Annotated in this window: 22 protein-coding genes; 4 read left to right on the top strand and 18 right to left on the bottom strand. The window is 57.9% G+C overall.

The genetic code is table 11. The features are described from left to right. Window positions 1-21 precede the first annotated feature (21 nt). Window positions 22-1,968, top strand: a complete 1,947-nt coding sequence (locus tag IEW65_RS11670; RefSeq protein WP_188639655.1) for an ATP-binding cassette domain-containing protein — start codon at window positions 22-24, stop codon at window positions 1,966-1,968. 4 nt (window positions 1,969-1,972) lie between these two features. On the opposite strand, the gene dtd is transcribed toward IEW65_RS11670, so the two are convergent. The 10 genes from dtd to IEW65_RS11620 form a co-directional block, all read right to left on the bottom strand. Further along, window positions 1,973-2,410: a D-aminoacyl-tRNA deacylase gene (dtd, locus tag IEW65_RS11665; protein WP_188639654.1), complete on the bottom strand. Its 438-nt coding sequence runs from the start codon at window positions 2,408-2,410 to the stop codon at window positions 1,973-1,975. A gap of 94 nt (window positions 2,411-2,504) precedes the next feature. Next, window positions 2,505-3,080 (bottom strand): chalcone isomerase family protein, encoded by a 576-nt coding sequence (locus IEW65_RS11660; RefSeq protein WP_229755545.1) that lies wholly within the window; start codon window positions 3,078-3,080, stop codon window positions 2,505-2,507. A gap of 118 nt (window positions 3,081-3,198) precedes the next feature. Beyond that, a complete protein-coding gene (locus tag IEW65_RS11655) occupies window positions 3,199-4,044 on the bottom strand; it encodes a universal stress protein (RefSeq protein WP_188639653.1) in 846 nt (281 codons plus the stop codon). Between the two features lie 120 nt (window positions 4,045-4,164). Beyond that, window positions 4,165-5,031 (bottom strand): bifunctional hydroxymethylpyrimidine kinase/phosphomethylpyrimidine kinase, encoded by an 867-nt coding sequence (gene thiD, locus IEW65_RS11650; RefSeq protein ID WP_229755544.1) that lies wholly within the window; start codon window positions 5,029-5,031, stop codon window positions 4,165-4,167. Between the two features lie 166 nt (window positions 5,032-5,197). Then, window positions 5,198-6,307 (bottom strand): TRAP transporter substrate-binding protein, encoded by a 1,110-nt coding sequence (locus IEW65_RS11645; protein WP_188639652.1) that lies wholly within the window; start codon window positions 6,305-6,307, stop codon window positions 5,198-5,200. Between the two features lie 171 nt (window positions 6,308-6,478). Beyond that, complete coding sequence (locus IEW65_RS11640; protein WP_188639651.1) at window positions 6,479-7,882, bottom strand: TRAP transporter large permease; 1,404 nt, start codon at window positions 7,880-7,882, stop codon at window positions 6,479-6,481. Beyond that, on the bottom strand, window positions 7,882-8,442 hold the full coding sequence (locus IEW65_RS11635) for a TRAP transporter small permease subunit (protein ID WP_188639650.1): 561 nt from the start codon (window positions 8,440-8,442) through the stop codon (window positions 7,882-7,884). Before IEW65_RS11635 ends, IEW65_RS11640 begins: the two co-directional genes overlap by 1 nt. A 103-nt stretch (window positions 8,443-8,545) precedes the next feature. After that, window positions 8,546-9,388 (bottom strand): endonuclease/exonuclease/phosphatase family protein, encoded by an 843-nt coding sequence (locus tag IEW65_RS11630; protein WP_188639649.1) that lies wholly within the window; start codon window positions 9,386-9,388, stop codon window positions 8,546-8,548. Between the two features lie 2 nt (window positions 9,389-9,390). Beyond that, entirely contained in the window at window positions 9,391-10,023 is a 633-nt protein-coding gene (locus IEW65_RS11625) for a thiol:disulfide interchange protein DsbA/DsbL (protein WP_188639648.1), read from the bottom strand. A gap of 118 nt (window positions 10,024-10,141) precedes the next feature. After that, the gene (locus IEW65_RS11620) at window positions 10,142-10,771 is read right to left on the bottom strand and encodes a c-type cytochrome (RefSeq protein WP_188639647.1); all 630 of its coding nucleotides are present in this window, start codon (window positions 10,769-10,771) and stop codon (window positions 10,142-10,144) included. Between the two features lie 309 nt (window positions 10,772-11,080). Between IEW65_RS11620 and yihA the strand changes: the two genes are divergently transcribed. Next, complete coding sequence (gene yihA / locus IEW65_RS11615; protein ID WP_188639646.1) at window positions 11,081-11,728, top strand: ribosome biogenesis GTP-binding protein YihA/YsxC; 648 nt, start codon at window positions 11,081-11,083, stop codon at window positions 11,726-11,728. Window positions 11,729-11,735: 7 nt separating this feature from the next. Here the strand turns inward: yihA and IEW65_RS11610 are convergent, their stop codons facing one another. From IEW65_RS11610 to IEW65_RS11575, 8 genes are all read right to left on the bottom strand, one after another. Beyond that, the gene (locus IEW65_RS11610) at window positions 11,736-12,473 is read right to left on the bottom strand and encodes an HAD family hydrolase (RefSeq protein ID WP_188639645.1); all 738 of its coding nucleotides are present in this window, start codon (window positions 12,471-12,473) and stop codon (window positions 11,736-11,738) included. A 2-nt stretch (window positions 12,474-12,475) separates the two neighbouring features. Next, window positions 12,476-13,381, bottom strand: a complete 906-nt coding sequence (locus IEW65_RS11605; RefSeq protein WP_188639644.1) for a tyrosine recombinase XerC — start codon at window positions 13,379-13,381, stop codon at window positions 12,476-12,478. Then, complete coding sequence (locus IEW65_RS11600) at window positions 13,374-14,099, bottom strand: DUF484 family protein (RefSeq protein ID WP_188639643.1); 726 nt, start codon at window positions 14,097-14,099, stop codon at window positions 13,374-13,376. Before IEW65_RS11600 ends, IEW65_RS11605 begins: the two co-directional genes overlap by 8 nt. Window positions 14,100-14,115: 16 nt before the next feature. Then, window positions 14,116-14,949 carry a diaminopimelate epimerase gene (gene dapF / locus IEW65_RS11595; protein ID WP_188639642.1) on the bottom strand — a complete coding sequence of 278 codons (834 nt, stop codon included), beginning with the start codon at window positions 14,947-14,949 and terminating at the stop codon, window positions 14,116-14,118. Next, complete coding sequence (gene lysA / locus IEW65_RS11590) at window positions 14,949-16,220, bottom strand: diaminopimelate decarboxylase (RefSeq protein ID WP_188639641.1); 1,272 nt, start codon at window positions 16,218-16,220, stop codon at window positions 14,949-14,951. The genes dapF and lysA overlap by 1 nt, the downstream gene beginning before the upstream one ends. Next, a complete protein-coding gene (gene lptM / locus IEW65_RS11585) occupies window positions 16,220-16,348 on the bottom strand; it encodes an LPS translocon maturation chaperone LptM (RefSeq protein ID WP_188639640.1) in 129 nt (42 codons plus the stop codon). Before lptM ends, lysA begins: the two co-directional genes overlap by 1 nt. Continuing rightward, window positions 16,345-17,748, bottom strand: coding sequence for an argininosuccinate lyase (argH, locus tag IEW65_RS11580; protein ID WP_188639639.1), 1,404 nt, complete (start codon window positions 17,746-17,748; stop codon window positions 16,345-16,347). Before argH ends, lptM begins: the two co-directional genes overlap by 4 nt. Before the next feature lie 94 nt (window positions 17,749-17,842). Beyond that, the gene (locus tag IEW65_RS11575) at window positions 17,843-20,293 is read right to left on the bottom strand and encodes a sensor domain-containing protein (protein WP_188639638.1); all 2,451 of its coding nucleotides are present in this window, start codon (window positions 20,291-20,293) and stop codon (window positions 17,843-17,845) included. Window positions 20,294-20,430: 137 nt separating this feature from the next. Between IEW65_RS11575 and hemC the strand changes: the two genes are divergently transcribed. Both hemC and IEW65_RS11565 read left to right on the top strand, forming a co-directional pair. Further along, window positions 20,431-21,375: a hydroxymethylbilane synthase gene (hemC, locus tag IEW65_RS11570; protein ID WP_268234723.1), complete on the top strand. Its 945-nt coding sequence runs from the start codon at window positions 20,431-20,433 to the stop codon at window positions 21,373-21,375. Next, window positions 21,372-22,148, top strand: coding sequence for a uroporphyrinogen-III synthase (locus tag IEW65_RS11565; RefSeq protein ID WP_188639637.1), 777 nt, complete (start codon window positions 21,372-21,374; stop codon window positions 22,146-22,148). The genes hemC and IEW65_RS11565 overlap by 4 nt, the downstream gene beginning before the upstream one ends. Window positions 22,149-22,163 lie beyond the last annotated feature (15 nt).

Below are 22,163 nucleotides of genomic sequence, written 5' to 3'. Positions count from 1 at the left end.
CCACCTTTTTCGGGAGAAAACATGATCGCACTGCGCCAAGTCGCCCTGCAACGGGGCACACAAACGCTCCTAGAGAACGCCGATCTTACGCTACATAACGGCGTCAAGGCCGGTATTATTGGGGCCAACGGTGCCGGTAAGTCGAGCCTGTTTAAACTCCTGCTGGGCGAACTAGGCCCCGACCAGGGCGATGTCGAGATGAGCGGTGGCCAACGCGTTGCCCACATGGCCCAGGAAGTGGAGGCGCTGGATCGCCCAATCGTGGAGTACGTGCTAGACGGCGATTATGCCTTGCGCCAAGCCGAAGCCGACCTATTGGCCGCCCGCGAAGCCGATAACGCGCACCGAGAAGCCGAACTCCACGGGCTGATCGAAACCTTGGATGGCTACACGGCAGAGTCACGGGCATCACAGCTGCTGGTGGGACTGGGCTTTGTGCAGGCGGATCTTAAGCGGCCGCTGTCGGACTTTTCGGGTGGCTGGCGGATGCGGGTCAATCTTGCCCGGACGCTGTTTATGCCCTCCGACTTGCTGCTGCTGGATGAGCCAACTAACCACCTGGACTTAGACGCCCTGCTGTGGCTGGAACAGTGGCTCACCCGCTACCCCGGCACGCTGCTGCTGATTTCTCACGACCGCGACTTTTTGGATGCCGTGTGCGACCACATCGTGCATATGCATCACCAAACGCTAGAGCTTTACCGAGGCAACTACTCTCGCTTTGAGCGCACACGAGCCGAAAAGCTTGCGCTACAGCAAGCCGAAGCGGCCAAGCAGCAGGCGCGGCGTGAAGAGATTGAACGCTTTATTGCCCGCTTTCGCGCCCAGGCAACAAAAGCCAAGCAGGCGCAGAGCCGGGTAAAAATGCTCGAGCGCATGGGCGATATCGCCGTCGCCCACACAGACTCTCCTTTCCACTTCACCTTGCCCGCCGCTGATAAAACGTCGCACCCGCTGCTGGTGCTAGACCAAGCCACCCTGGGCTATCGCAGCGAAGCGGGCGATGTGGCTCAGTTAGAGAAGGTCAATATTACGCTGCTGCCCGGTAGCCGTATCGGCCTATTAGGTCCGAACGGTGCGGGTAAATCGACCCTGATCAAGTCACTCACGGGCGAGCTTGCGCTGTTAGAAGGCAAACGCGTACCCGGCGAACATCTCGCCATTGGCTATTTTGCTCAGCACCAGCTGGAAAGCCTGGACGTGACCACCACGCCCTTTGTGCATGTGCAGCGCCTCTCCCCCACCGCCAGTGACCAAGATATCCGTAATTTCCTCGGCGGCTTTGGTTTCAAAGGCGATGACGCCTTTGGTGAGGTGGCGACTTATTCAGGCGGTGAAAAAGCGCGCCTGGCACTGGCACTCGTGGCCTGGCAAAAGCCCAACCTGCTGCTGCTCGATGAACCCACCAACCACTTGGACCTAGAAATGCGCGAAGCGCTGACCGAGGCGCTGGCAAGCTTTGAAGGCACGGTCATCCTGGTATCGCATGACCGGCACCTATTGCGTGCTACGGTCGATGAGTTTTGGCGTGTGGCCGACAACCGGGTTGAGCCTTTCGACGGCGACCTGGAAGATTATCGAGCTTGGCTAAAAGCGCGCCTGGAAGAGAACCGCCGCGACGCCCGCAGCGAAAAGAGCGAGCGCCAGAGCCAGCAGCCTAGCGGCGACCGTAAAGCCGCCCGCAAAGCGGCGGCAGAGCTGCGTGAGAAGCTGCGTCCGCTGAAAAAAGAGCGCGATCAGGCAGAAAAAACCATGGAAAAAGCCCAGCAGGACCTTGAGGAAGTCGAAGCGGTGCTCGCTGACCCGGAGCTTTATACCGACAGCGCCCGCAAGGCAGAACTCACCCAGGCACTCGCTAAGCAGGCAGAAAGCAAGGCGCGCCTGGACAGCAGCGAGCAGGCTTGGCTCGCCGCCGAAGAGGCTTTGGAAACGATGGAAGCGGAGCTCTTGGCCAGCGAAAACGCTTGAGGCCTTAGCCTTCTAGCAAAAACGTCACCGGCCCGTCGTTCACCAAGGCGACCTGCATATCCGCGCCAAACTGCCCTGTGGCGATAGGCGACCAAGCGGCATGGGCCTGGGTTACCAAATACTGAAACAGCCGCTCACCTTCATCGGGTGGGGCGGCACTTGAGAAACCGGGGCGCAGCCCCTTACGGGTATCGGCGGCCAGGGTGAACTGCGACACCAGCAGCAGGCCGCCTTTGGCCTGCTGCAGGTTATGGTTCATCTTGCCCGCCTCGTCGCTAAATACCCGGTAGTGAAGCAGCTTATGCAGCAATTTATCGGCATTCGCCTCGCTGTCGCCTTTCTCTACCCCCACTAGCGCCAGCAGCCCATGCTCAATGGCGCCCACCGTACTACCTTCTACCGTGACGCTGGCGTGTTTTACCCGCTGAATCAGTGCCTTCACGCTTGCCCCTTCAGTCAACGCTGTTTGAAGAGCAGAGTGTAAACGCAGGCACATGCTGGCCCAAATGAATACGCCGCCCGCCCTTTTTTACAGGCTAGTTTTGTCCAAGCAAGGCATCGCGAAAGTCTTCGCCTAGTGGGCGCTCGCCCAACCAGATCCCAAACATCGCGCTGGCAAATTCGGCGCTGCTATCTTCGTAGAGCGTTTCACCGTTCAAGGCAAGGCGCAGTTGGTCGCCGTCCCAACTCAGCAGGTAGCGGTCACCGGGCACCACATCCCGATACTGCTGGTTTAGCTGCGCCATGCTCTCTTTCACCTGATTGAACTCAAAAAGCGTCAGCGAATCGTTGAGGGTTTTCTCTGTGGCCTCGGCGAAGTCTTCAGCGGCAATCTCATGGAAGTAGGCAAGCTCTAAACGGCGGGGCACATCGCTTAACGGCTGAGGCTCGCGCTCCCCTTCCAGCTGATAATACGCTCCCGCATAGGCGGTCCAGATCATGTAGCGAAACACCCCGCTCCCCAACAGCGTATATCGCTGGCCGTCTTCTTCTACCACGCGGTCAAAGCGCTCGCCTCGCTCGGTCACGCTATTAGCTGAGGCGCTGGTCGCGATGAGTACAGCACTCAGCAGCGCGGCCAGCACGGCTATTTTCTTGTTGATTCGTTGCACGGTGACTATCTCCCCTGTTGGCTTGGGTAACATCATGCTTCGTTATACATACACACCCTAGCCATAAAGGTTCCGTACAACCATTTGTTTAACGACGCGTATCCCCACTGCACGGTCTTTACCAAGGCCGACAGATCATCAAATCGCAGTGGGGCTCACTCAGCAGCATTTCGGTTAACGGGTTGGGTTGATGCGGTCGACTGCGGCTGCCCAGCATGACCAGATCCGGCGAGTGCCGTTTCACATAGTCATGCAGCACGTCGCAGGGCTGGCCCGACTCAAGCGCCAGCTCAATGTCCGGCACGCCGTCCAATTCACGCAGCAGGCTTTCGACTTCGTTATCCAGCGCTTCTCGAAGGCGGGCGACTTCGTGGTCACGCCACTGGGCATAAAACGCCTGATTCCCCAACTCCCGTTCGCCAGGTAGGCTCCAGGCGTGTAGAAGCGTTAGCTTCGACTCAGGAAAGCGAATCAGCGCTTCTTTTAAGGTTTGCCGAGCCGTCAACGAGAAGTCGATAGGCACCACAATGTGCTGCCAGGCCTGGGTAGGCAGATAGGACGCCACCACCACGGGGCACGGCGCGCTGCGTAAAATACGCATCATCGTGGTGCCATAAAGGAGGTCTTTTTGGCCGCGTTTGCGGTGCATTCCCAGCACGATAAGCGACGCATGACGCTCATGGGCTTCCCGCGCGATTTCTACATGGGGCTCCCCGACCACCGTTTGAATCATCAGCGATGGTAGTTCCAGCGCGTAGTCTTCTCGCAGGTCGGTGAGCGTCGCGCTTATATCGTCGTTAACGGCGCGCTCCAAGTCATGAAGCATGCGATGAGGAAGGTAGGGGTCGAGGACGTGCAGCACATCCAACTGCGCGCCTTGTTGGTGAGCTAAGCGCAGCGCGCGAGCAAACGCCGCGCGGTTTTCCTGGGAGAGATCGGTGGCAAACAGCAGCGTGCGGGACATGGGCAGCTCCTTGGCCGAATAGCTCAGCCTAGTAGGCAAACAAACGGGCACCCTTCAGCATGGTGCCCGTTGGCCTATCCCGCAAGGAGACTCTGCGCCTCCCATATAGCCGTCATGCATTTACCACCAAGCATGGAAGTGGTGTACCGGACCGCGACCTTTGCCAACGCTCAAGCGGTGGCTAGCGGCCAGGGCGTCATAGAGCCACTGCTTTGCTTCCATAATGGCCTGCTCAGCAGCTTCCTCACCAGCATCTTCAGGCAGCTTTGCAAGACAAGCGGCCATCGCCGATGAGAGCGCACACCCCGTGCCGTGAAGGTTTTCAGTAGCGATGCGTGAAGCAGGCAGCCACTGGTGCCCCTTAGGAGTTGCCAGCAAATCTGGGCAGGTGTCACCTCTCAAGTGGCCGCCTTTCAGCACCACGTAGGGTGCGCCCAGTGCGACTAGTTGGGGTAGCAGTGCCTCCATATCTTCCAAGCTGGCGGGCGTTGTGCCGTCGAGCAGCACGGCGGCTTCCGGCAGATTGGGGGTAATTACATCGGCGAGCGGCACCAAAATCTCTTTCACTGCGCGAATACCGGCGTCATCCACCAATATATCGCCGCTCTTCGCCACCATCACAGGGTCCAACACAATCCAACGCGGGCGCTGTTGACGCAATACCTCAGCGATCACCTCGGCAACGACACGGCTGGCCACCATGCCTATTTTCACGGCATCAATGGCGACATCGCTTAACAAGTGTTCGAGTTGGTGACGAATCGCCTGAGGCGATACGGGATACACCGCCGCCACGCCGCAGGTGTTCTGCGCCGTTAAGGCGGTAATGACACTGGTACCGTAGGTGCCGAGGGCTGAGAACGTCTTTAGATCGGCCTGAATGCCTGCACCACCGGAGGGGTCAGAGCCTGCAATGGTCAGCACATTGCGCAGGCGCGGTTCGGTTGGCCTAGAAAGCGTAGGCGTAGACATAGCGGACGTAGACATGGAGCTCCTTACACGGCAGAACAGTATCTGCCATAGGATACCCAGTCGGCAGCGCTTACGCTGCTTTAATCTCAGCCGCCTGCGCTGTACACAATGCGCCCTATACACAGCACGCTCCATAAAAATGGCCGCCCGAAGGCGGCCATTAGCGCGTTGGATACACCGATTACTGCGTGGTGTCGCCTTCCGGGTTACGGGCGTTGTAGTACGCCTGTTCGGAAATCGCGTGATAGTCTACTACTTTATCCTGGAACTCACGGTAGGAGTCGTAGATGCGGGTTGCCAGCTCGCTGGAAGCCGCAAGTTCACCCACAACGTCTTCCGAGTGCTCGCGGGCTTGGGCCAATACGTCGTCAGGGATACGGCGCAGCTCAACATTGTGCTCGTTTACTAGGGTTTCCAGCGCGTCGTTGTTACGGGCGGTGTACTCATCCAGCACGCTCTGGTTAATGTCGCTGATAGCGGTGCGCAGAATCGCCTGAAGGTCCGCCGGCAGTTCTGCCCAGGCCTCTTCGTTGACGATGGCTTCGAACACTACCGTCGGCTCATGCCAGCCGGGGTAGTAGTAATAATCCGCTGCCTGATGCAGGCCGAAGGCTAAATCGTTGTAAGGGCCGATCCACTCGGTTGCATCAATGGCACCAGACTGCAGCGAGGTGAAGATTTCACCACCCGGCATGTTCACAATCGCCACACCCATACGGCTCATCACTTCGCCGCCGAGGCCCGGCATGCGCATTTTAAGGCCATCCAGGTCAGCAACCGAGTTAATTTCTTTGTTGTACCAGCCACCCATCTGCACACCAGAGGAGCCAGCGGCCAGCACATCGACGCCGAAATCATCGTACAGCTCGTTCCACAGCTCCATACCGCCGCCGTAGCTTAACCAGGCGTTCATTTCCTGGGCATTCATACCAAACGGTACGGCAGCGAAGAACTGTGCCGCCGGGGCTTTACCTTTCCAGTAATAAGAGGCGGAGTGGCCAAGCTCAGCGGTGCCATCTGATACCGCATCAAACACCTCAAACCCGGGCACTAACTGGCCTGCACCAAATACTTCGATGGTTAGACGACCATCAGACATCTCGTCAACCAGCTGGGAAAGACGCTCAGGGCCTTGACCAACACCAGGGAAATTTTTCGGCCAGGAGGTGACCATTTTCCAACGAAAATTATCTTGCGCTTGGGCTTGATTATCGAAACTGGAGACCACCAGCAGGCTGGTAGAAAGAGCAGTCGTCATGGCAATGGCGACAGACAGTGCTTTGGCTTTCATGCGGTAACCCTCTGCTTATTTTATTGCTGTTATGGGTAGGGAATACCCCGTCTGACGTCTTCCGCCAGACGGGTTGTTACAAGCCATTTTGTGTTTGCAGCTTGGCTGCTTTTGGTTAAGGTTGCCACTCCCTTGCGTTGATAGCAGGACTCTTTTTCAACTTAACTCAGGTTAGAACTGAGTCGGTAACCATGTTGCCAACTGCGGGAAAAACGTTAACAGCAGCAGCATACTCAACTGCATCAGGATAAACGGCACCACACCGCGATAAATCGCAGAGGTCGGCACCGAAGGGGGCGCGACGCCACGCAGATAGAACAGCGCAAAACCGAACGGCGGCGTCAGGAAGGAGGTCTGCAGGTTAATCGCGATCATAATGCCTAACCAGATGGGGTCGAGCCCCATGGCCAGCAGAATCGGCCCCACAATCGGCACCACCACAAAGGTGATCTCGATAAAGTCGAGGATAAAGCCCAGCAGGAAGATCACCAGCATGACAATGATCGTTGCGCCCACGACGCCGCCCGGCATGCTTTCAAACAGCTCGGTGACCATATGTTCACCGCCGTAAGCGCGGAACACCAGCGAGAACAGCGCCGCACCGATCAGAATCAGGAACACCATGGTGGTCACGTGCGTGGTGGAGCGCAGAACGTCTTTGAGCGTGGCCCAGTCCAACTGACGATAGGCCAACGCCAACACCAGCGCGCCAAAGGCCCCCACTGCGGACGCTTCGGTAGGAGTGGCAAAGCCGCTAAGAATCGAGCCCAGTACGGCAACGATCAGTACCACCGGCGGCACCAAACCTTTGAGTAGCAGAATGCCTAACCCCGAGGTGTGGCCAAGCTCGGCCATCAGCTCTTCGCGGTCAGCCGCAGGTGCCATGTGAGGGCGGAAGAACGCCACCAAACCCACGTAGATCATGTACATGACCACGAGAATCAAACCCGGTACCAGCGCGCCCATAAACAGATCCCCCACCGAAACCGTTTTCGGACTGAAGACCCCCATGGAGAGCTGTGCTTGCTGATACGCCGAAGAGAGCACGTCGCCCAGCAGCACCAAGGCAATGGAAGGCGGAATAATCTGACCCAGCGTGCCGGTAGCGCATATGGTGCCGGTTGCCAACGAGGTACTGTAACCACGTTTGAGCATGGTAGGCAGCGACATCAGGCCCATGGTCACTACCGTGGCACCCACAATGCCCGTGGACGCCGCCATCAGCATGCCCACCAGCGTGACCGAAATACCTAAGCCCCCCCGCATAGCGCCAAACAGCAGCGCCATGGCATCCAGCAGCGTTTCGGCTACTTTAGACTTCTCTAGCAGTACGCCCATTAATACAAACAGCGGCACTGCCAAGAGCGTCTGGTTGGTCATAATCCCGTAGAGGCGGTTGGGCAGTGCTGCTAGGTAGCCACTGTCGAAATTGGCATCAATACCAATGGCCTCTAGGCCTAACCCCATTCCCGCAAACAGTAGTGCGGTGCCCGCCAGCGAGAGCGCCACAGGAAAGCCAAACATCAAGACGATACAGATGGTGGCAAACAGAATAAGCGGCATAAATTCGAGCATCAAACACGCTCCTCAAGATGATTGTCGTCAGCGGCTGGCGGCGTTATTCGCCCGGCGAACATATAGCCATTGCGCACTACTTCAATCAGTCCTTGAACGATCATCAACACTGCGAAGGCTGGAATGAGGGTTTTAAGTAGGTAAACAGCGGGAATGCCACCGAAATCGGAGGAGGTTTCTTTAATGCGCCAAGCGTTATAGACATACCCTTTGCTCGAAAGGATAACAAACACCATCACAGGTATGAGCAGCAATAAGATACCCAGGATATTAACCACCGCTTGACGGCGTGGCGTCATACCGCGATAGAAGATATCAACGCGCACGTGCCCGTCATGGCGAAAGGTATAGGCGGCGGCGAGCATAAACACGCTGGCGTGCATGTACATCACCAGTTCTTGCATGAAGATGCTATTCACACTGAAGGCATAGCGAAGCAGTACAATCGCGAACTGAATCAACATCATAATGATGATCAGCCACGCAAGGGTGCGGCCAAACCACTCTGAAGCGCGGTCCAGCACACCGATAAACCCAGGTAGTTGTGTTGTGTCCGACATGGAAGTGTCTCGCGTAAAACGGGCTAAGGGGGGTCAGCGCCCCAGACAATAGCGCATATACGCAGACAATGCAGCGCCCTACAAGCGTTCAGCAGGGTTATTGTTAAACGCTTGGGCGAATTGCGGCGAGACACGACGCCGGCAACGGCAGATCCACTGCAATCGGCAGGTGGTCAGAGAACAAATGATCCAGCACGCGCACTTCTGCCGCTTCAAGGGTTTGCGACAGCAGAATATGGTCAAGCGCGCGACGTGGCTGCCAGGAAGGGTAGCTGAGTAGCGGCTTCACTGGGTGTAACGGTAGCGATGTACTAAAGCGTTCGTGAGCATGGAGCTGCTCGGGAGTGCAGTTTAAATCGCCCATCACCACTACATGGCGCAGCGGCTCGATAATATCGCTTAAATAATTGAGCTGGCGCACGCGTCCACGATGGCTAAGCGCTAAGTGGGCAACAAAAATATGCAGAGCGTCAGGGCCTTCACCATAACGCACATGAATCGCACCACGCCCTGGCAACATGCCTGGCAGGCGGTGCTCTTCAATATGGCTGGGCACTAACCGAGAGAGCAGCCCATTACTGTGCTGAGCAAACTGGCCTAAATCGCGGTTCAGCTGCTGAAAATAGTGGGGGAACCCGGCCTGGGCAGCCAGGTACTCCACCTGATTCACACGGCTGGAGCGAAAACTTCCACCGTCCACCTCTTGCAACCCCACCACATCAAACTGCTCTAGCACGTTGCCCATCATGGCCAATCGCTTAAGCCGCTGCGGGTTAGGCAGCACATGCTGCCAGCTACGCGTAAGGTAGTGGTGGTAAGCAGACGTTTGAATGCCCACCTGCAGATTAAACGTTAGCAGCCGGATATGGCCGCGTTCAATCAACGCAGAGGTTGTTTGGGCTGCGGGCGAACGCGAGGATCCGCCCGTGTGGCCGTGCTCAAGCACCGTTATTGTGTGCGCTCGCTGCGTACTTTTTCGATCAGCGCATCGGCGATTTGCGGCATGTTTTCTAAGCTGCCTGCCGACTGCGGCGACACGACGTAACGGCCATCTACGATCAATGCAGGGACGCCCATTAGGCGCATTTCACGCATGCGGCTGTTCGCCTTATTCACTTCACTACGTACGCTAAACGCCGTTAACGCCTGCTTGGCTTCTTCTTCGCTCACACCGTAGTCGGAGAAGAACTCAGCAATGTCGTCAGCCTCTGTCAATGAGCGGCCATCCTGATGAATCGCATCGAAGAAGTCTTGATGCAGTTCGTCTTCAATGCCTAAGGATTGAGCGGCATAGAAGGCCGTGGCGTGGGTATTCCAGTCGCCGCCCATGGTCGCCGGCATGTGCACAATGCTGACATCGTCATCTAAGGTCTCGTACCACTCGTTGACCGACGTTTGCAGACGGTAGCAGTGTGGGCAGCCAAACCAGAACGCTTCGGTCACTTCAATCTGATCTTCATCTACCTGGGTAGCCACGGGCGACTCAAGCAGTGTGTAGTGCTGGCCTTCCACCAACTCCTGGGCACTTACCGCAGCAGACAGGCCAAGACCGGCCAACGTGACCATCAACGTTTTCAACATAGCGAGAGTTCTCCAAAATAAGCGGGCCAGCAAAAAGTGAACATGTGACCATAAGAGTGCTAGCGGGGTTCCCCACCCTGCTGAGGTTTCGCAGGATGAGGAGGCCTACGATGGGGAATTAGTTCAAACCCAACACGTAGTTGGCCACGGCTTCCATGTCCTGGTCGCTCATTTTAGAAGCGATGTCGCCCATCAGGTTATTCGGACTGTTCGCGCGCTCACCCGAGGCAAAATCCTGCAGTGTGGAAATGGTGTATTCCACATGCTGACCAGATAGCCCCGGATACACCGCACTGCCGATACCTACACCCGTGGGCGTATGGCAGGCGCTACAGGCAGGAATGCCTTTGGACATATCACCCGCGCGGTAGAGTTCTTCGCCACGGGCTAGCAGCTCAGCGTCTTCATCGCTGGTTTGACCAAGGTTGGCATCTTGGCCCGCAAAGTGAGCGGCCACATCCCAAGCATCTTGGTCGGAGTAGTCATCGACCAAACCGGCCATTTGCGCGACTACACGGTTGCCGTCACGGATATCCATGATCTGTTTGGCGAGGTAGGACATTTGCTGCCCTGCCAGGTTAGGGAAACTGCCCACTGCGCTGATCCCCTGCTGGCCATGACAGGCCGCACAGGTTTGCGCGAGTTCACGACCTGCCGCTGCGTCAGCATCGGCTTGAAGGTCCGTTTGGGCGTGGGCGGTGCCAACGGCACCCATGGTAATTGCCAGGCTTGCCAGTAACTTTCTCATTGCTAATCCACTATGCCGTTTGATTATTGACTGGTACGCACCCTGGGCGCTGCCCAGGTTCAGCACATTACCAGGGTCAGCTCCGCCAAAACGAACAACATGTTGTGTTGGTCGCTGCTGGCTAGAGCGCGATGGTACACTAGCGCCCCAGGTCGCAGTTATAAACCGCTTGCATTATAACGAATCACCCTAGCGGCGGGAATGCAAGTCCAGGTCTGCTTTTGGGGTAATTCGTCACGGTACTGCTTGCTTTCACGTTTAGGTGAGCCTGCGGGCCGTCTTATACGTTTGTTTTTCAGGATTAAATCCATGTCTACCCCCCATAATAGCCCAGTTCCTCGGCTGAACTACCCCACAGCGCGTTTTATGATCAGCGCGCCGACACTTGCGCTGTGCCCTGATGATACCGGCGCAGAAGTGGCGTTTGCTGGGCGCTCGAATGCTGGTAAATCTAGCGCCATTAACGCGCTAACCCAGCAAAATGCACTGGCCCGTACCTCGCGCACGCCGGGGCGTACTCAGCTGATTAACTTTTTCACCGTTATGAACGATGAGTCGCGCCGTCTCGTGGATCTGCCCGGTTACGGCTATGCCAAAGTGCCGGAAGCGGTCAAAATTGAGTGGCAAAAACACCTATCCGACTACCTGCGCGGCCGCTTTAGCCTGCGAGGCCTTGTACTGCTAATGGACGTGCGCCACCCGCTGACCGAATTCGACCAAATGATGCTCGATTACGCCGACCAGCGTGGGATGCCGGTACATATCCTGCTCACAAAAGCCGATAAGCTGAAAAGAGGCCCGGCCAGTGCCGCGCTGCAACAGGTACGCTCTCGCCTAAAAGAGTGGGAAGACCTAGTCTCCGTTCAGCTCTTTTCGTCACTGAAGCGCGACGGCGTAGACATGCTTTCCCAAAAGCTTGACCAATGGCTGCATACGCCCGAAGAAGCGAATCAGTAACGCGTTTCTAGGCGCGCTTTTCAAGCCACTCAATCAGGGTAGGCAGCTCCTTCACATGGGCAATGCGGTGAACCCGCGCAGGCAGCGCTTGGTCGCCACGCTCGGCCACCCAGGCGGCGTGCATACCCAGCTTCTGAGCGGGAAGCACATCTTCCAGCCAGGAGTCCCCCACGTGCATGGCGCGCTGTGGCACGGTGTTCAAACGCTCTAACGCGGTGAGAAACGGCTTAGGGTCAGGCTTGGGTGCCAGCAGTTCCCCGGCAGCAATCGCGACGGGGAAGTGAGCCGCTAACGGCTGGCGCTTAAGGTGAATATTGCCGTTGGTAATGGCCGCTAGGCGATACCGCTCGGCAAGCGCTGCAAGCAACCCTGCCGCTTCAGGATGCGGCGTCACCTGCACACGCAGACGATGAAACTCGTTCATTGCGGCTGACGCCCACAGCAACGCGGCACTGCGTGGTAAACCGTTAGCTTCTAACTGAGCCTCTAGCGCGCGCAGCCGCAGCCAAGTAAAGTCGCCTCGCCGCTCAGGCACTTGGCTTGCCCACTGCTGGCGACGCTGTAGATAATCTGCCACGCCCGCCTCATAACCTAACGCCAGCGGCGCTTCTTGACGGGTTGCCCGCCAGGCGGCCAGTGCCTCAAGCAGCCAACGGTAGTGGCCCTCTTCGGTTTTCAGCATCACCCCCTGGTTGTCCCATAAGGTGTCGTCTAAATCAAAGGTAATGGCGTCTAAGGTAACCATAACTAACTCTCGCTGGGGCGACGTTTAGCGCGTGGATGGGCGGCATCGTAGCTTTCCGCAAGGTGCTGCCAATCCAGGCGCGTATACACCTGAGTCGTCGATAAATTCGCGTGACCAAGCAGCTCCTGCACCGCGCGCAGGTCTTGGCTAGATTCCAGTAAATGGCTGGCAAAAGAGTGACGCAGCCGGTGCGGATGCAGGTGTTCAGGCAAACCGCGTACCACCGAAAGCTGGGCTAGGCGCTTTTGAATACCGCGATGCCCTAAACGCTTGCCGCGCTGCCCGACAAACAGCGCCACTTCGTCGCTTGGTGCCAGTACATCACGGCAGGCAAGCCACGCGGCCAGCGCCTGCTGAGCGCGGCCCCCCACAGGCACTTGGCGGGGCTTGCTGCCTTTACCCATCACCCGCACATAATTCGCCGTGAGATGGCTGACGTTCAGAGCTGCCAGCTCGGCTAAGCGCAGGCCGCTGGAGTAGAAAAGCTCCAGCATGGCTTGGTCACGCAGCGCCAGCGGCGAGCCATCGTGGGGGGTGTCTAAAAAGTGCGCCAGAGAGTCAACATCCAGCGGCCTAGGTAGGTGGCTGGGCTGCTTGGGCGTCCGCAGCAAGCTGACCGGGTTATCCGTTAGCCAGTGATGCTGCACTAAGTGGTCGGCAAAGCGTGATAACGCCGCGCGACGGCGCGCCAAACTGCGTGGCGCTAACCCTCGGCTGCGCTCAGCGCCTAAAAACGCTCGGGCAAGCGGAGTGTCCAGTTCACTAATCTCCGTCACTCCTCTGCCCTGAGCAAACTGGCAAAATGCGCTTAAATCCTGGCGATAGGCTGCCACCGTGGCAGGGCTTGCCCGGGTGGCTAGCTGCGCCAAATACGCTGCAACAGCGTCCTCTAACGAGGGGTTATCCATGCGGCTCCACGCCGTGCGGCCCTAAGCGAAGCAGCAGCCGCGCCACGATGTCACTGAGGTACTCGGTAAACAGCGTATCCATACTGGCGCGGTAGCACTCGGGGTCGGGGCTGGCGAGCAGCAAGTAGCCCAACTGCTCCCCCGCGGAGAGCCGCGAGATCGCACAGGAGCCCGCTTTACGGGGCGGTTTGATATGCGGCAGCAAGCATTTCCAATCGCTGACACTCAGCTTGGCACAGCGACTTGAGCGGCCGTCTAACAGCGCCGCTAGGCGGGCGCTGGCGTGCTGGTCAAGCACATGGCGCGGCGGCTGAGGCGGCGAGGGCTCAGCATCGCTCAGCGATGCCGGGCACCACATTGACATCGCCGGAGTTTGAAAGCGCTCACTCAACTGGGTGGCTAACGCCTGTGCTAGCGCATCACGGTCTTCCGCTTCCACTAAGCTGAGCAGCGTTTCCCGTAGACGACGGTACTGAGCTTCATTATGGCGTGCGGTTTCCAGTAAATGCTCAAGCCGCCCCTCTGCCGTTTCGGCTCGCTGGCGCAGGTCCATTACCAGCCGCTCTAGCAATGACACCGCGCCATCAATGTGGGGATGCGGCACTTTCAGCTGCTGCAACAGCCCTTCACGGCCCGTAAAAAAATCCGGGTGACGAGCCAACCAAAACGCCACTTGATCAGGGTCGAGCGTTTTGCGTGGCTCAGGGGCTTGAGACATCGCCGTTCTCCTCGAATTAGTTGAGTGATACCCGCCCGTCGAACACTCGGGTCGCTGGCCCGACCATCACTAAAGAGGCCTCAGGGTCAGGCCACTCGATGCTTAACTCGCCGCCGGGCAAGTGCACTTTCACCGGGCTTTTTAACAGCCCTTGGCGGATACCGCTCGCCACCGCCGCGCAGGCACCCGTGCCGCAGGCTAACGTCTCGCCGCTACCGCGCTCAAACACCCGCAGGCGAATCTCGCTGGGCGACAGCACCTGCATAAAGCCCACGTTGACGCGCTTGGGAAAGCGCGGGTGCGACTCTAGCAGCGGCCCCAAGCGCGCCACAGGAGCGCTATCCACGCTCTCAACCTGCAGCACCGCATGAGGGTTACCCATGGAGACCACGCCAAGCTGCAGCGTTTCGCCCTCTACGTCCACCTCGTGCAGCGGCTGGTCGCCCGGTGCTTCAAAGGGCAGCGTTGTCGGGTTAAACCGCGGCCTGCCCATGTCTACCCGCACCATACCGTCGTGCTGAACATTGAGTACTAACGGGCCACCGGCGGTTTCCACATGGATTTCATGCTTGTGGGTTAAACGCTGGTCGCGCACAAAGCGGGCAAAGCAGCGCGCGCCGTTGCCACAGTTCTCCACTTCGCTGCCATCCGCGTTGTAGATGCGATAGCGAAAGTCCATATCCGGGTCGCGTGGCGGCTCAACGATCAGCAGTTGATCAAAGCCAATACCAAAACGGCGATCCGCCAGCTGGCGAATCTGATCATCCCGCAGGCGCGCCCGCTGGGTAACCAGATCCACCACCATAAAGTCATTGCCCAGGCCGTGCATTTTGGTGAAGTGCAGCAGCATTAGCGCGCCCCTTCCGGCAGCAACGCCTCACCGGCCCACAGGCTTTCCAACGTTTCCCGAGCGCGCACCACGTGGTACGTGTCACCATCCACCATCACCTCTGGTGGGCGCGGGCGGCTGTTGTAGTTCGAGGCCATCACAAAGCCGTAAGCACCGGCGGAACGCACCGCCAACAGATCGCCTTCGGCGATCGCAAGCTCACGCTCTTTGCCCAGGAAGTCGCCGGTTTCACACACAGGGCCGACCACGTCGTAGGTGGACTTCTCGCGAGGCTGACGGGTATCTACCGGCACAATCGCCTGCCACGCCTGATACAGCGCCGGACGAATCAGGTCGTTCATGGCCGCGTCGACAATGGCAAAATTCTTGGTCTCGCCGGGCTTCAAGAACTCTACCCGGGTGAGCATCAGCCCGGCGTTGGCCGCAATAGAGCGGCCCGGCTCAAACAGCAGCGTCAGGCTTTCGCCGCCTTCCCAGCGGGAGAGACGCGCCAAGAGCTGGCTCGCGTAATCAAACGGCTGGGGCGGCTTCTCATCGCGGTACGGCACGCCTAAACCGCCACCTAAATCCAGGTGATCAATCTCAATGCCGTGTTCGCGAAGGCGCTCCATCAGCACCAGCAGGCGCTCCAGGGCGTCTAGGAACGGCGCGGTTTCGGTGAGCTGCGAGCCGATATGGCAATCTAGGCCCGTCACGCGCAGGTTGGGCAGGCTGGCGGCCAGCTGGTATACCTCCAGCGCGTCATCCACTGGAATACCAAACTTGTTGTCTTTCAAGCCGGTCGAGATATAGGGGTGAGTGCCAGCGTCCACGTCGGGGTTAACCCGCAGCGAGACGGAGGCCACCTTGCCAAGCTCGCCCGCTACCGTGTTAAGGCGCTCAAGCTCGGGGCGCGACTCTACGTTAAAGCACTTGATGCCGACTTCCAGCGCCCGCGCCATTTCATGCGGCTGCTTAGCCACGCCAGAAAACACCACTTTGGCGGGGTCACCGCCCGCTTTTAGCACCCGCTCAAGCTCACCCACGGAGACAATATCAAACCCGGCACCCAAGCGGGCCAACAGGCCCAGCACGGCAAGGTTCGAGTTGGCTTTCACCGCGTAGCAGATCAGGTGCGGGTGGCCGCCCAGCGCTTCGGTGTAGGCACGAAAGTGGCGCTCAAAGGTCGCTTTTGAGTAGACGTAGCAGGGCGTGCCCAGCTCGGCAGCCAGCTGCGTTAACGGTACATCTTCGGCGTAGAGCACGCCGTCGCGGTAGTTAAAGTGGTCCATTACCCCTCCTGCTCGGCGGCCGAATCATTGGTATCGTCAGGCAAATAAAGCGGCCCTTTTTGACCACAGCCCGCCAGCAGCAGTGCGGCCATGAGCAGCGCGCTCAGTGTGATGGCACAGCGTTTCATGACACCCCTTTCAGCGCTGCCAGCGCTTCTCGTGCACGGTTTGCTGCGGCGCGCACTTGGTCAGGCGCCGTACCGCCAATGTGATTACGGGCAGCGACCGAGCCTTCCAGCGTCAACACTTCAAACACGTCCTGCTCGATGATATCGGAGAACTGTTTCAGCTCTTCCAAGCTCATTTCTGAGAGGTCTTTTTTAGTCTTCAGGCCATAAGCCACTGACAAACCAACGATTTCGTGGGCATCGCGGAAGGCCACACCTTTACGCACCAGGTAATCCGCCAAATCAGTGGCGGTAGAGAAGCCGCGCCGCGCCGCTTCGTACATGCTCTCTTTCTTCGGTTCGATGGCGGGCACCATGTCCGCAAAGGCTTTTAAGCAGTCGCGCACGGTGTCGACGGCGTCGAACAGCGGCTCTTTATCTTCCTGGTTGTCCTTGTTGTAGGCCAGCGGCTGCGACTTCATCAGCGTCAACAGCGCCATCAGATGGCCATACACGCGGCCGGTTTTACCGCGTACCAGCTCAGGCACGTCAGGGTTTTTCTTCTGCGGCATGATGGAGGAGCCGGTGCAGAAGCGGTCGGGCAGATCAATAAAGTTGAACTGCGCACTGGTCCACAGCACAAGCTCTTCGCTCATCCGCGACAGGTGCATCAGCAGAATGCTGGCGAAGCTGGTGAATTCAATCGCAAAATCACGATCCGAGACGGCGTCTAGGGAGTTTTCTGCCGGGCGGTCAAAACCGAGCAGCTCAGCCGTCACGTGGCGGTCAATCGGGTACGTCGTGCCTGCCAGCGCAGCAGAACCCAGCGGCATCACGTTCACCCGTTTGCGGCAATCCAGCAGGCGCTCGTGGTCGCGGGCCAGCATCTCTTGCCACGCGAGCAGGTGGTGGCCAAAGGTGACCGGCTGAGCCGTTTGCAGGTGAGTGAAGCCGGGCATGATGGTGTCGGCTTCGCGCTCGGCAAGCTCAATCATGCCGTCGCGCAGGCGGGTCAGCTCAACCTCAATCACGTCGATTTCATCGCGCATGAATAGGCGAATATCGGTAGCGACTTGATCGTTGCGCGAGCGGCCGGTGTGCAGCTTCTTGCCGGTAATACCGATTTTATCGGTCAAGCGCGCTTCGATGTTCATATGCACGTCTTCCAGCGGTACCGACCACTGGAACTCACCGCGCTCAATCTCGCCCTGAATCTCGGTCAGGCCGTTGATAATGGCGTCGCGCTCTTCTTCGGTGAGCACGCCCACCCCCGCCAGCATGGTGGCGTGGGCAATCGAGCCCTGGATATCTTGACGCGCCAGGCGCTGGTCGAAATTCACAGACGCGGTAAAGCGTGCAACAAAAGCATCGGTGGGCTCGCTAAAGCGACCGCCCCAAGACTGGTTCGTAGCTTGGCTCATTGGAGAGTTATCCTGCTGACAAAACTAAGGGAATCGTTACCGGAAAGTGTACCAGAGTCACTGCGTGGAGCGGCATGCCGTTTTAGGGCAGCGGTTATAACGAGGTGGGCGCTCCTAGGTTAACAACAGCTTCCAGGGGCATGTTCAAGTAGGTCTTCAGCGCACTTAAGGCCATGGGACGCGCAAAATAGTAGCCCTGAAAATGGTCGCACTGCAGCGTGCGGAGAAAGTGAAACTGCTCGGCGGTTTCAACGCCTTCGATCAGCACTTCTAAACCCAACTTATCCGCCATGGTCACCACGCCTTCTACAATGGCCGCGTCGCGGGAATCCACTGCCACATCGTTAACAAAGGAGCGATCCACTTTTAGCTTATTAATCGGCAGACGTTTGAGGTAGCTCAGGCTTGAAAAGCCAGTGCCAAAGTCATCCAGCGCAATATGCACGCCCAGCTGCCGAATAGCTATTAGCGCCTGAATCGTGTGTTCGGCGCTATCCATTAATACGCCTTCCGTCAGTTCAAGCTCTAACAGCGCGGGCGGTAACCCGCTTCGCGCCAGCACCTGTTTCAAGGAGTCTAAAAAGCCTGGGCGCTGAAACTGCATCGGCGAAACGTTGATGGCCATGGTCATGGGCACTGTGCTCGTGGCATTGAGCGCTACGGCATCGCGGCAGGCGGTTTCCAGCACCCATTCACTGATCGGAATAATCTGCCCGGTATCCTCCGCCAGAGAAATAAACTGCCCCGGCGGAATATTGCCGCGCTCAGGATGGTGCCAGCGGATCAACGCCTCAACGCCAGCCACCCGTCCGCTATGGTGAATTTGGGGCTGGTAGTGAAGCTCAAACTGTTTCTGTTCAATGGCTTGTTGCAAGGCGTGGCGTAAGTTGACGCGTTCCGTCACCTTGCGGTTTAGCTCATCGGTGTACCACTGAAAGGTGTTGCGCCCTCGCCGCTTGGCCTTATACATCGCAAGATCAGCCTGTTGAATCAGCTGGCGCGGCGCTTGTATCGTGCCGTTATCGGTGGCGATGCCGATACTGGCGGTAATTCTAAGCTCACTGCCACGATACCAATAGGGTGACGAGACCCTAGCCAGCAGGCGTTCAACCACCTGTAGCACGTCACTTTCATGGGCTAAATCCGGTAGCAGTACAATAAACTCATCGCCGCCAAAACGTGCCACGGTGTCCCAGGGGCGCAGCTCCTCTTCTAGCCGCTTCGCCACTTCCAGCAAGATATAGTCACCTACCTCGTGCCCCAGGGTGTCATTGATCGGCTTAAAATCATCCAAATCAATAAAGAGCACCGCTAAATAGCGCTGGTAGCGCCTTGCTAGTAGACAGCCTTGGGCAAGGCGCTGATCTAGCAACAGCCGGTTTGGTAGCCCCGTCAACGCATCATGGTTGGCGTTATGGCTTAGCTGCGCTTGATACTCTCGCTGGGCGGTAATATCGTTTTGCGCACCAATAAAGTGAGTCACCACGCCATTTTCATCGCGCACAGGGGAGATATAAAGGTCGTTCCAAAACGGCGCACCACTGCGACGATAGTTACGAATCACCACGTGGACATCGCGCTGCTCTTGGATACCTTTGCGCAACTGAGCGAGTGTGGCAGCGTCGGTATCCGCCCCTTGTAGAAAGCGGCAGTTACGGCCTAAAGCCGCCTCTCGCGAGTAGCCGGTAATGCGCTCAAAGGCCGCGTTCACATACACCATCGGCAGGTCTGGGCGCTGCGCATCGACAATCACCACCCCGTTGGTGCTGGACTCAACGCTACGCTCTAGCAGGGTCAATTGACGCTCGGTATCTTTGCGTTCAGTAATGTCTTGGGTTGAGCCCTGCACCTGAATAATGTGCCCTAGCTCATCGCGCACGGCGCGGCCAATAACCCGCACCCAGCGTCGCTGGCGCTGTTTAGTGATGACTTCGAGCTCTTCATCAAAGCTGACGCCCTGCTCACAGCATGCCGCAAACACTTTTTTAATGCGCGGCTGCGCATCGGGCGCATAAAAAGCGATGGCTTCATCTATCGAGGGCTGATAACCCACAGGCATGCCGTGAAGCCGACATACTTCCTCTGACCACGTGGGCACGCCAACCGCCAATTCCATATACCAGCCGCCAATGTGGGCGGTTTCACCGGCAATACGGAAAAGGCGCTGATTGCGCCTTAGCTGCTTTTCTACGGCCTTGCGCCGGGTGATGTCTCGCGCAATCACATAAATCACCTGATCGCCCATAGAGGCTGCTACTTCTAACCAGACCCGCCGACCCTCTGCCGTTCGCGCACACACGTCAAAGGTGCTGACTTTCTCACCCCGGCATAAACTGGCCAGCGCCGCCTCAATCACAGGATGATCGCGTGGCTCGACCATGATGCCACAGGGCTTTCCCAGTAGCGCTTCAGGCGGGTAGCCCAACAGTGATGTAAAGGTGGGATTGACGCTGAGCAGCGTGCCCGCAAAGTCGATGCAGCAGAACAAATCCTGCGAAAGCAGAAAGAATTGGTCTAGCTTGCCTTGCGGTTCAACAGGGGGCATGGCGTTTCCTAACAGGCGTTAAACGCGTTCAGCGCTGGCCTTAAATTCGGCCGGTTATTTTTACTGTGTGGCTGGGTGCTTTATGATGAGAATTATCACAGTTCGACGCGCCGTGTCAGCGGCAAAGGGAGAATCAGGTGTCATCCATCACTAAATTGCGCATCGCCACGCGTAAAAGTCAGTTGGCCATGTGGCAGGCCGAGTACGTCCGCGACCGCTTGATGGCGGCACATAGCGGTCTGGAAGTTGAGCTTGTCCCTCTGTCTACCAAAGGTGACAAAATTCTCGATACGCCCCTCTCCAAAATTGGTGGCAAAGGGCTGTTCGTCAAGGAACTTGAAGACGCCATGCTGGATGGACGTGCCGATATCGCCGTGCACTCCATGAAGGACGTGCCGATGCACTTCCCTGAAGGGTTGGGGCTTTCTGTGATTTTGGAAGGCGCTGACCCCACCGATGCGTTTGTCTCTAATCACTATAGTAGCATTGATGAACTGCCCGAAGGTGCACGCATTGGTACCGCTAGCCTACGCCGCGGTTTGCAGATGCGCGAGGCACGCCCCGACCTGCAGATTCTGAACCTGCGTGGCAATGTGCAAACCCGCCTCGGCAAACTGGATGACGGCGAATTTGATGCCATCATTCTGGCGACGTCTGGCCTACAACGCTTAGGCTTAGATGCTCGCATTGCCCAGGCACTGCCGCCTGAACTCTGTTTGCCCGCCTGCGGCCAAGGCGCTCTAGGGATTGAGTGCCGCCTGCACGACCCCGAGCTAATGACCCTGCTGGCACCGCTTGATGATCAGAACACTGCCACCCGCGTTCGCGCCGAGCGCGCCATGAATACGCGCTTAGAGGGCGGCTGCCAAGTGCCCATCGCCGGGCACGCGGTGCTAGATAAGGCCAATGACACCCTATGGTTGCGCGGCCTCGTCGGCAATCCTGAAGGCACCGAAGTACTCCGTGCAGAAGGACGAGGGTCGATTCATGAACCCGAAGCACTCGGCATCCGTATTGCCGAAGAGCTTTTAGATCAAGGCGCTGGCGATATCTTGGCCGAGGTGTACGGCCGCAACGTATGAACCAACCGGTACTGATTTGCCGCCCAGGAGCGCGCGGGCAAGCACTGGCAGATGCCCTACACGAACGCCATGGCTGGGTGGAGTCGCTTGACGTGATGCGCCTGGAAGCGCTGCCTGAAGAGGCAGCGCAGCGCCAAACCTGGTTGGATATTGATCAGTACCATAAGATAGTGGTGGTTAGTCCCTTTGCCGCTTACTGTTTAAGCGAGGCAATTGACCGTTATTGGCCTCAGCTGCCCATCGGCATTGATTACTATAGCGTTGGGCGGGGGACTGCCAGCATACTGTTTGAACAGCTTGGGGTGCGGGTACGCATTCCCCCCCAGCAGGGAGAGGACACCAGCGAAGCGCTGCTTTCGCTGGCATCGCTTCAACACCTAGCACATCAGCGAGTGCTGCTGGTGGCAGGGGAAGGCGGCCGCACGCTCATCGCTGATACCCTGGCGGCACGCGGAGCGGAGGTGGCCCGGCTGGCGGTGTATCGGCGGGTTTATCAGCCACCCTCGTTGGCAATGCGTGAGCGTCTCAACACTGGCGACTTCCGAGCGTTCATCGTCACCAGCGGCGAACTGCTTGAATATCTGGCAAAATGGTGTGGTCAAGCAGCGTTGAACCAACCGCTAATCGTTTCCAGTCACCGTTTAGCTACACTGGCCGGTAAACTGGGTTTTTGTGACCTCAAGGTGGCGTCGGGAGCAACGCCGGCTGCGCTGGTAGCCGCGTTGGATCGGTCCTGCAACCCAAAGGGTGCCGATGTCGATCAAGGAACTTAATAAGGGCTAGCGACA

This window comes from Vreelandella lutescens (assembly GCF_014640815.1).
Lineage (GTDB): Bacteria > Pseudomonadota > Gammaproteobacteria > Pseudomonadales > Halomonadaceae > Vreelandella > Vreelandella lutescens.
Note: the sequence above shows the minus strand (reverse complement) of the source record. Positions and strands in the feature narration are given on the sequence as shown.

Coding starts and splice junctions, on each gene's coding strand:
- IEW65_RS11610 (WP_188639645.1), bottom strand. CDS start 12,473: ATGGTTACCTTAGACGCCATTACCTTTGATTTAGACGACACCTTATGG.
- IEW65_RS11605 (WP_188639644.1), bottom strand. CDS start 13,381: ATGGATAACCCCTCGTTAGAGGACGCTGTTGCAGCGTATTTGGCGCAG.
- thiD (WP_229755544.1), bottom strand. CDS start 5,031: ATGTCTACGTCCGCTATGTCTACGCCTACGCTTTCTAGGCCAACCGAA.
- dapF (WP_188639642.1), bottom strand. CDS start 14,949: ATGCTGCTGCACTTCACCAAAATGCACGGCCTGGGCAATGACTTTATG.
- IEW65_RS11645 (WP_188639652.1), bottom strand. CDS start 6,307: ATGAAAGCCAAAGCACTGTCTGTCGCCATTGCCATGACGACTGCTCTT.
- IEW65_RS11600 (WP_188639643.1), bottom strand. CDS start 14,099: ATGTCTCAAGCCCCTGAGCCACGCAAAACGCTCGACCCTGATCAAGTG.
- argH (WP_188639639.1), bottom strand. CDS start 17,748: ATGAGCCAAGCTACGAACCAGTCTTGGGGCGGTCGCTTTAGCGAGCCC.
- IEW65_RS11670 (WP_188639655.1), top strand. CDS start 22: ATGATCGCACTGCGCCAAGTCGCCCTGCAACGGGGCACACAAACGCTC.
- yihA (WP_188639646.1), top strand. CDS start 11,081: ATGTCTACCCCCCATAATAGCCCAGTTCCTCGGCTGAACTACCCCACA.
- IEW65_RS11640 (WP_188639651.1), bottom strand. CDS start 7,882: ATGCTCGAATTTATGCCGCTTATTCTGTTTGCCACCATCTGTATCGTC.
- lptM (WP_188639640.1), bottom strand. CDS start 16,348: ATGAAACGCTGTGCCATCACACTGAGCGCGCTGCTCATGGCCGCACTG.
- IEW65_RS11625 (WP_188639648.1), bottom strand. CDS start 10,023: ATGTTGAAAACGTTGATGGTCACGTTGGCCGGTCTTGGCCTGTCTGCT.
- IEW65_RS11655 (WP_188639653.1), bottom strand. CDS start 4,044: ATGTCCCGCACGCTGCTGTTTGCCACCGATCTCTCCCAGGAAAACCGC.
- IEW65_RS11565 (WP_188639637.1), top strand. CDS start 21,372: ATGAACCAACCGGTACTGATTTGCCGCCCAGGAGCGCGCGGGCAAGCA.
- IEW65_RS11575 (WP_188639638.1), bottom strand. CDS start 20,293: ATGCCCCCTGTTGAACCGCAAGGCAAGCTAGACCAATTCTTTCTGCTT.
- IEW65_RS11635 (WP_188639650.1), bottom strand. CDS start 8,442: ATGTCGGACACAACACAACTACCTGGGTTTATCGGTGTGCTGGACCGC.
- IEW65_RS11620 (WP_188639647.1), bottom strand. CDS start 10,771: ATGAGAAAGTTACTGGCAAGCCTGGCAATTACCATGGGTGCCGTTGGC.
- lysA (WP_188639641.1), bottom strand. CDS start 16,220: ATGGACCACTTTAACTACCGCGACGGCGTGCTCTACGCCGAAGATGTA.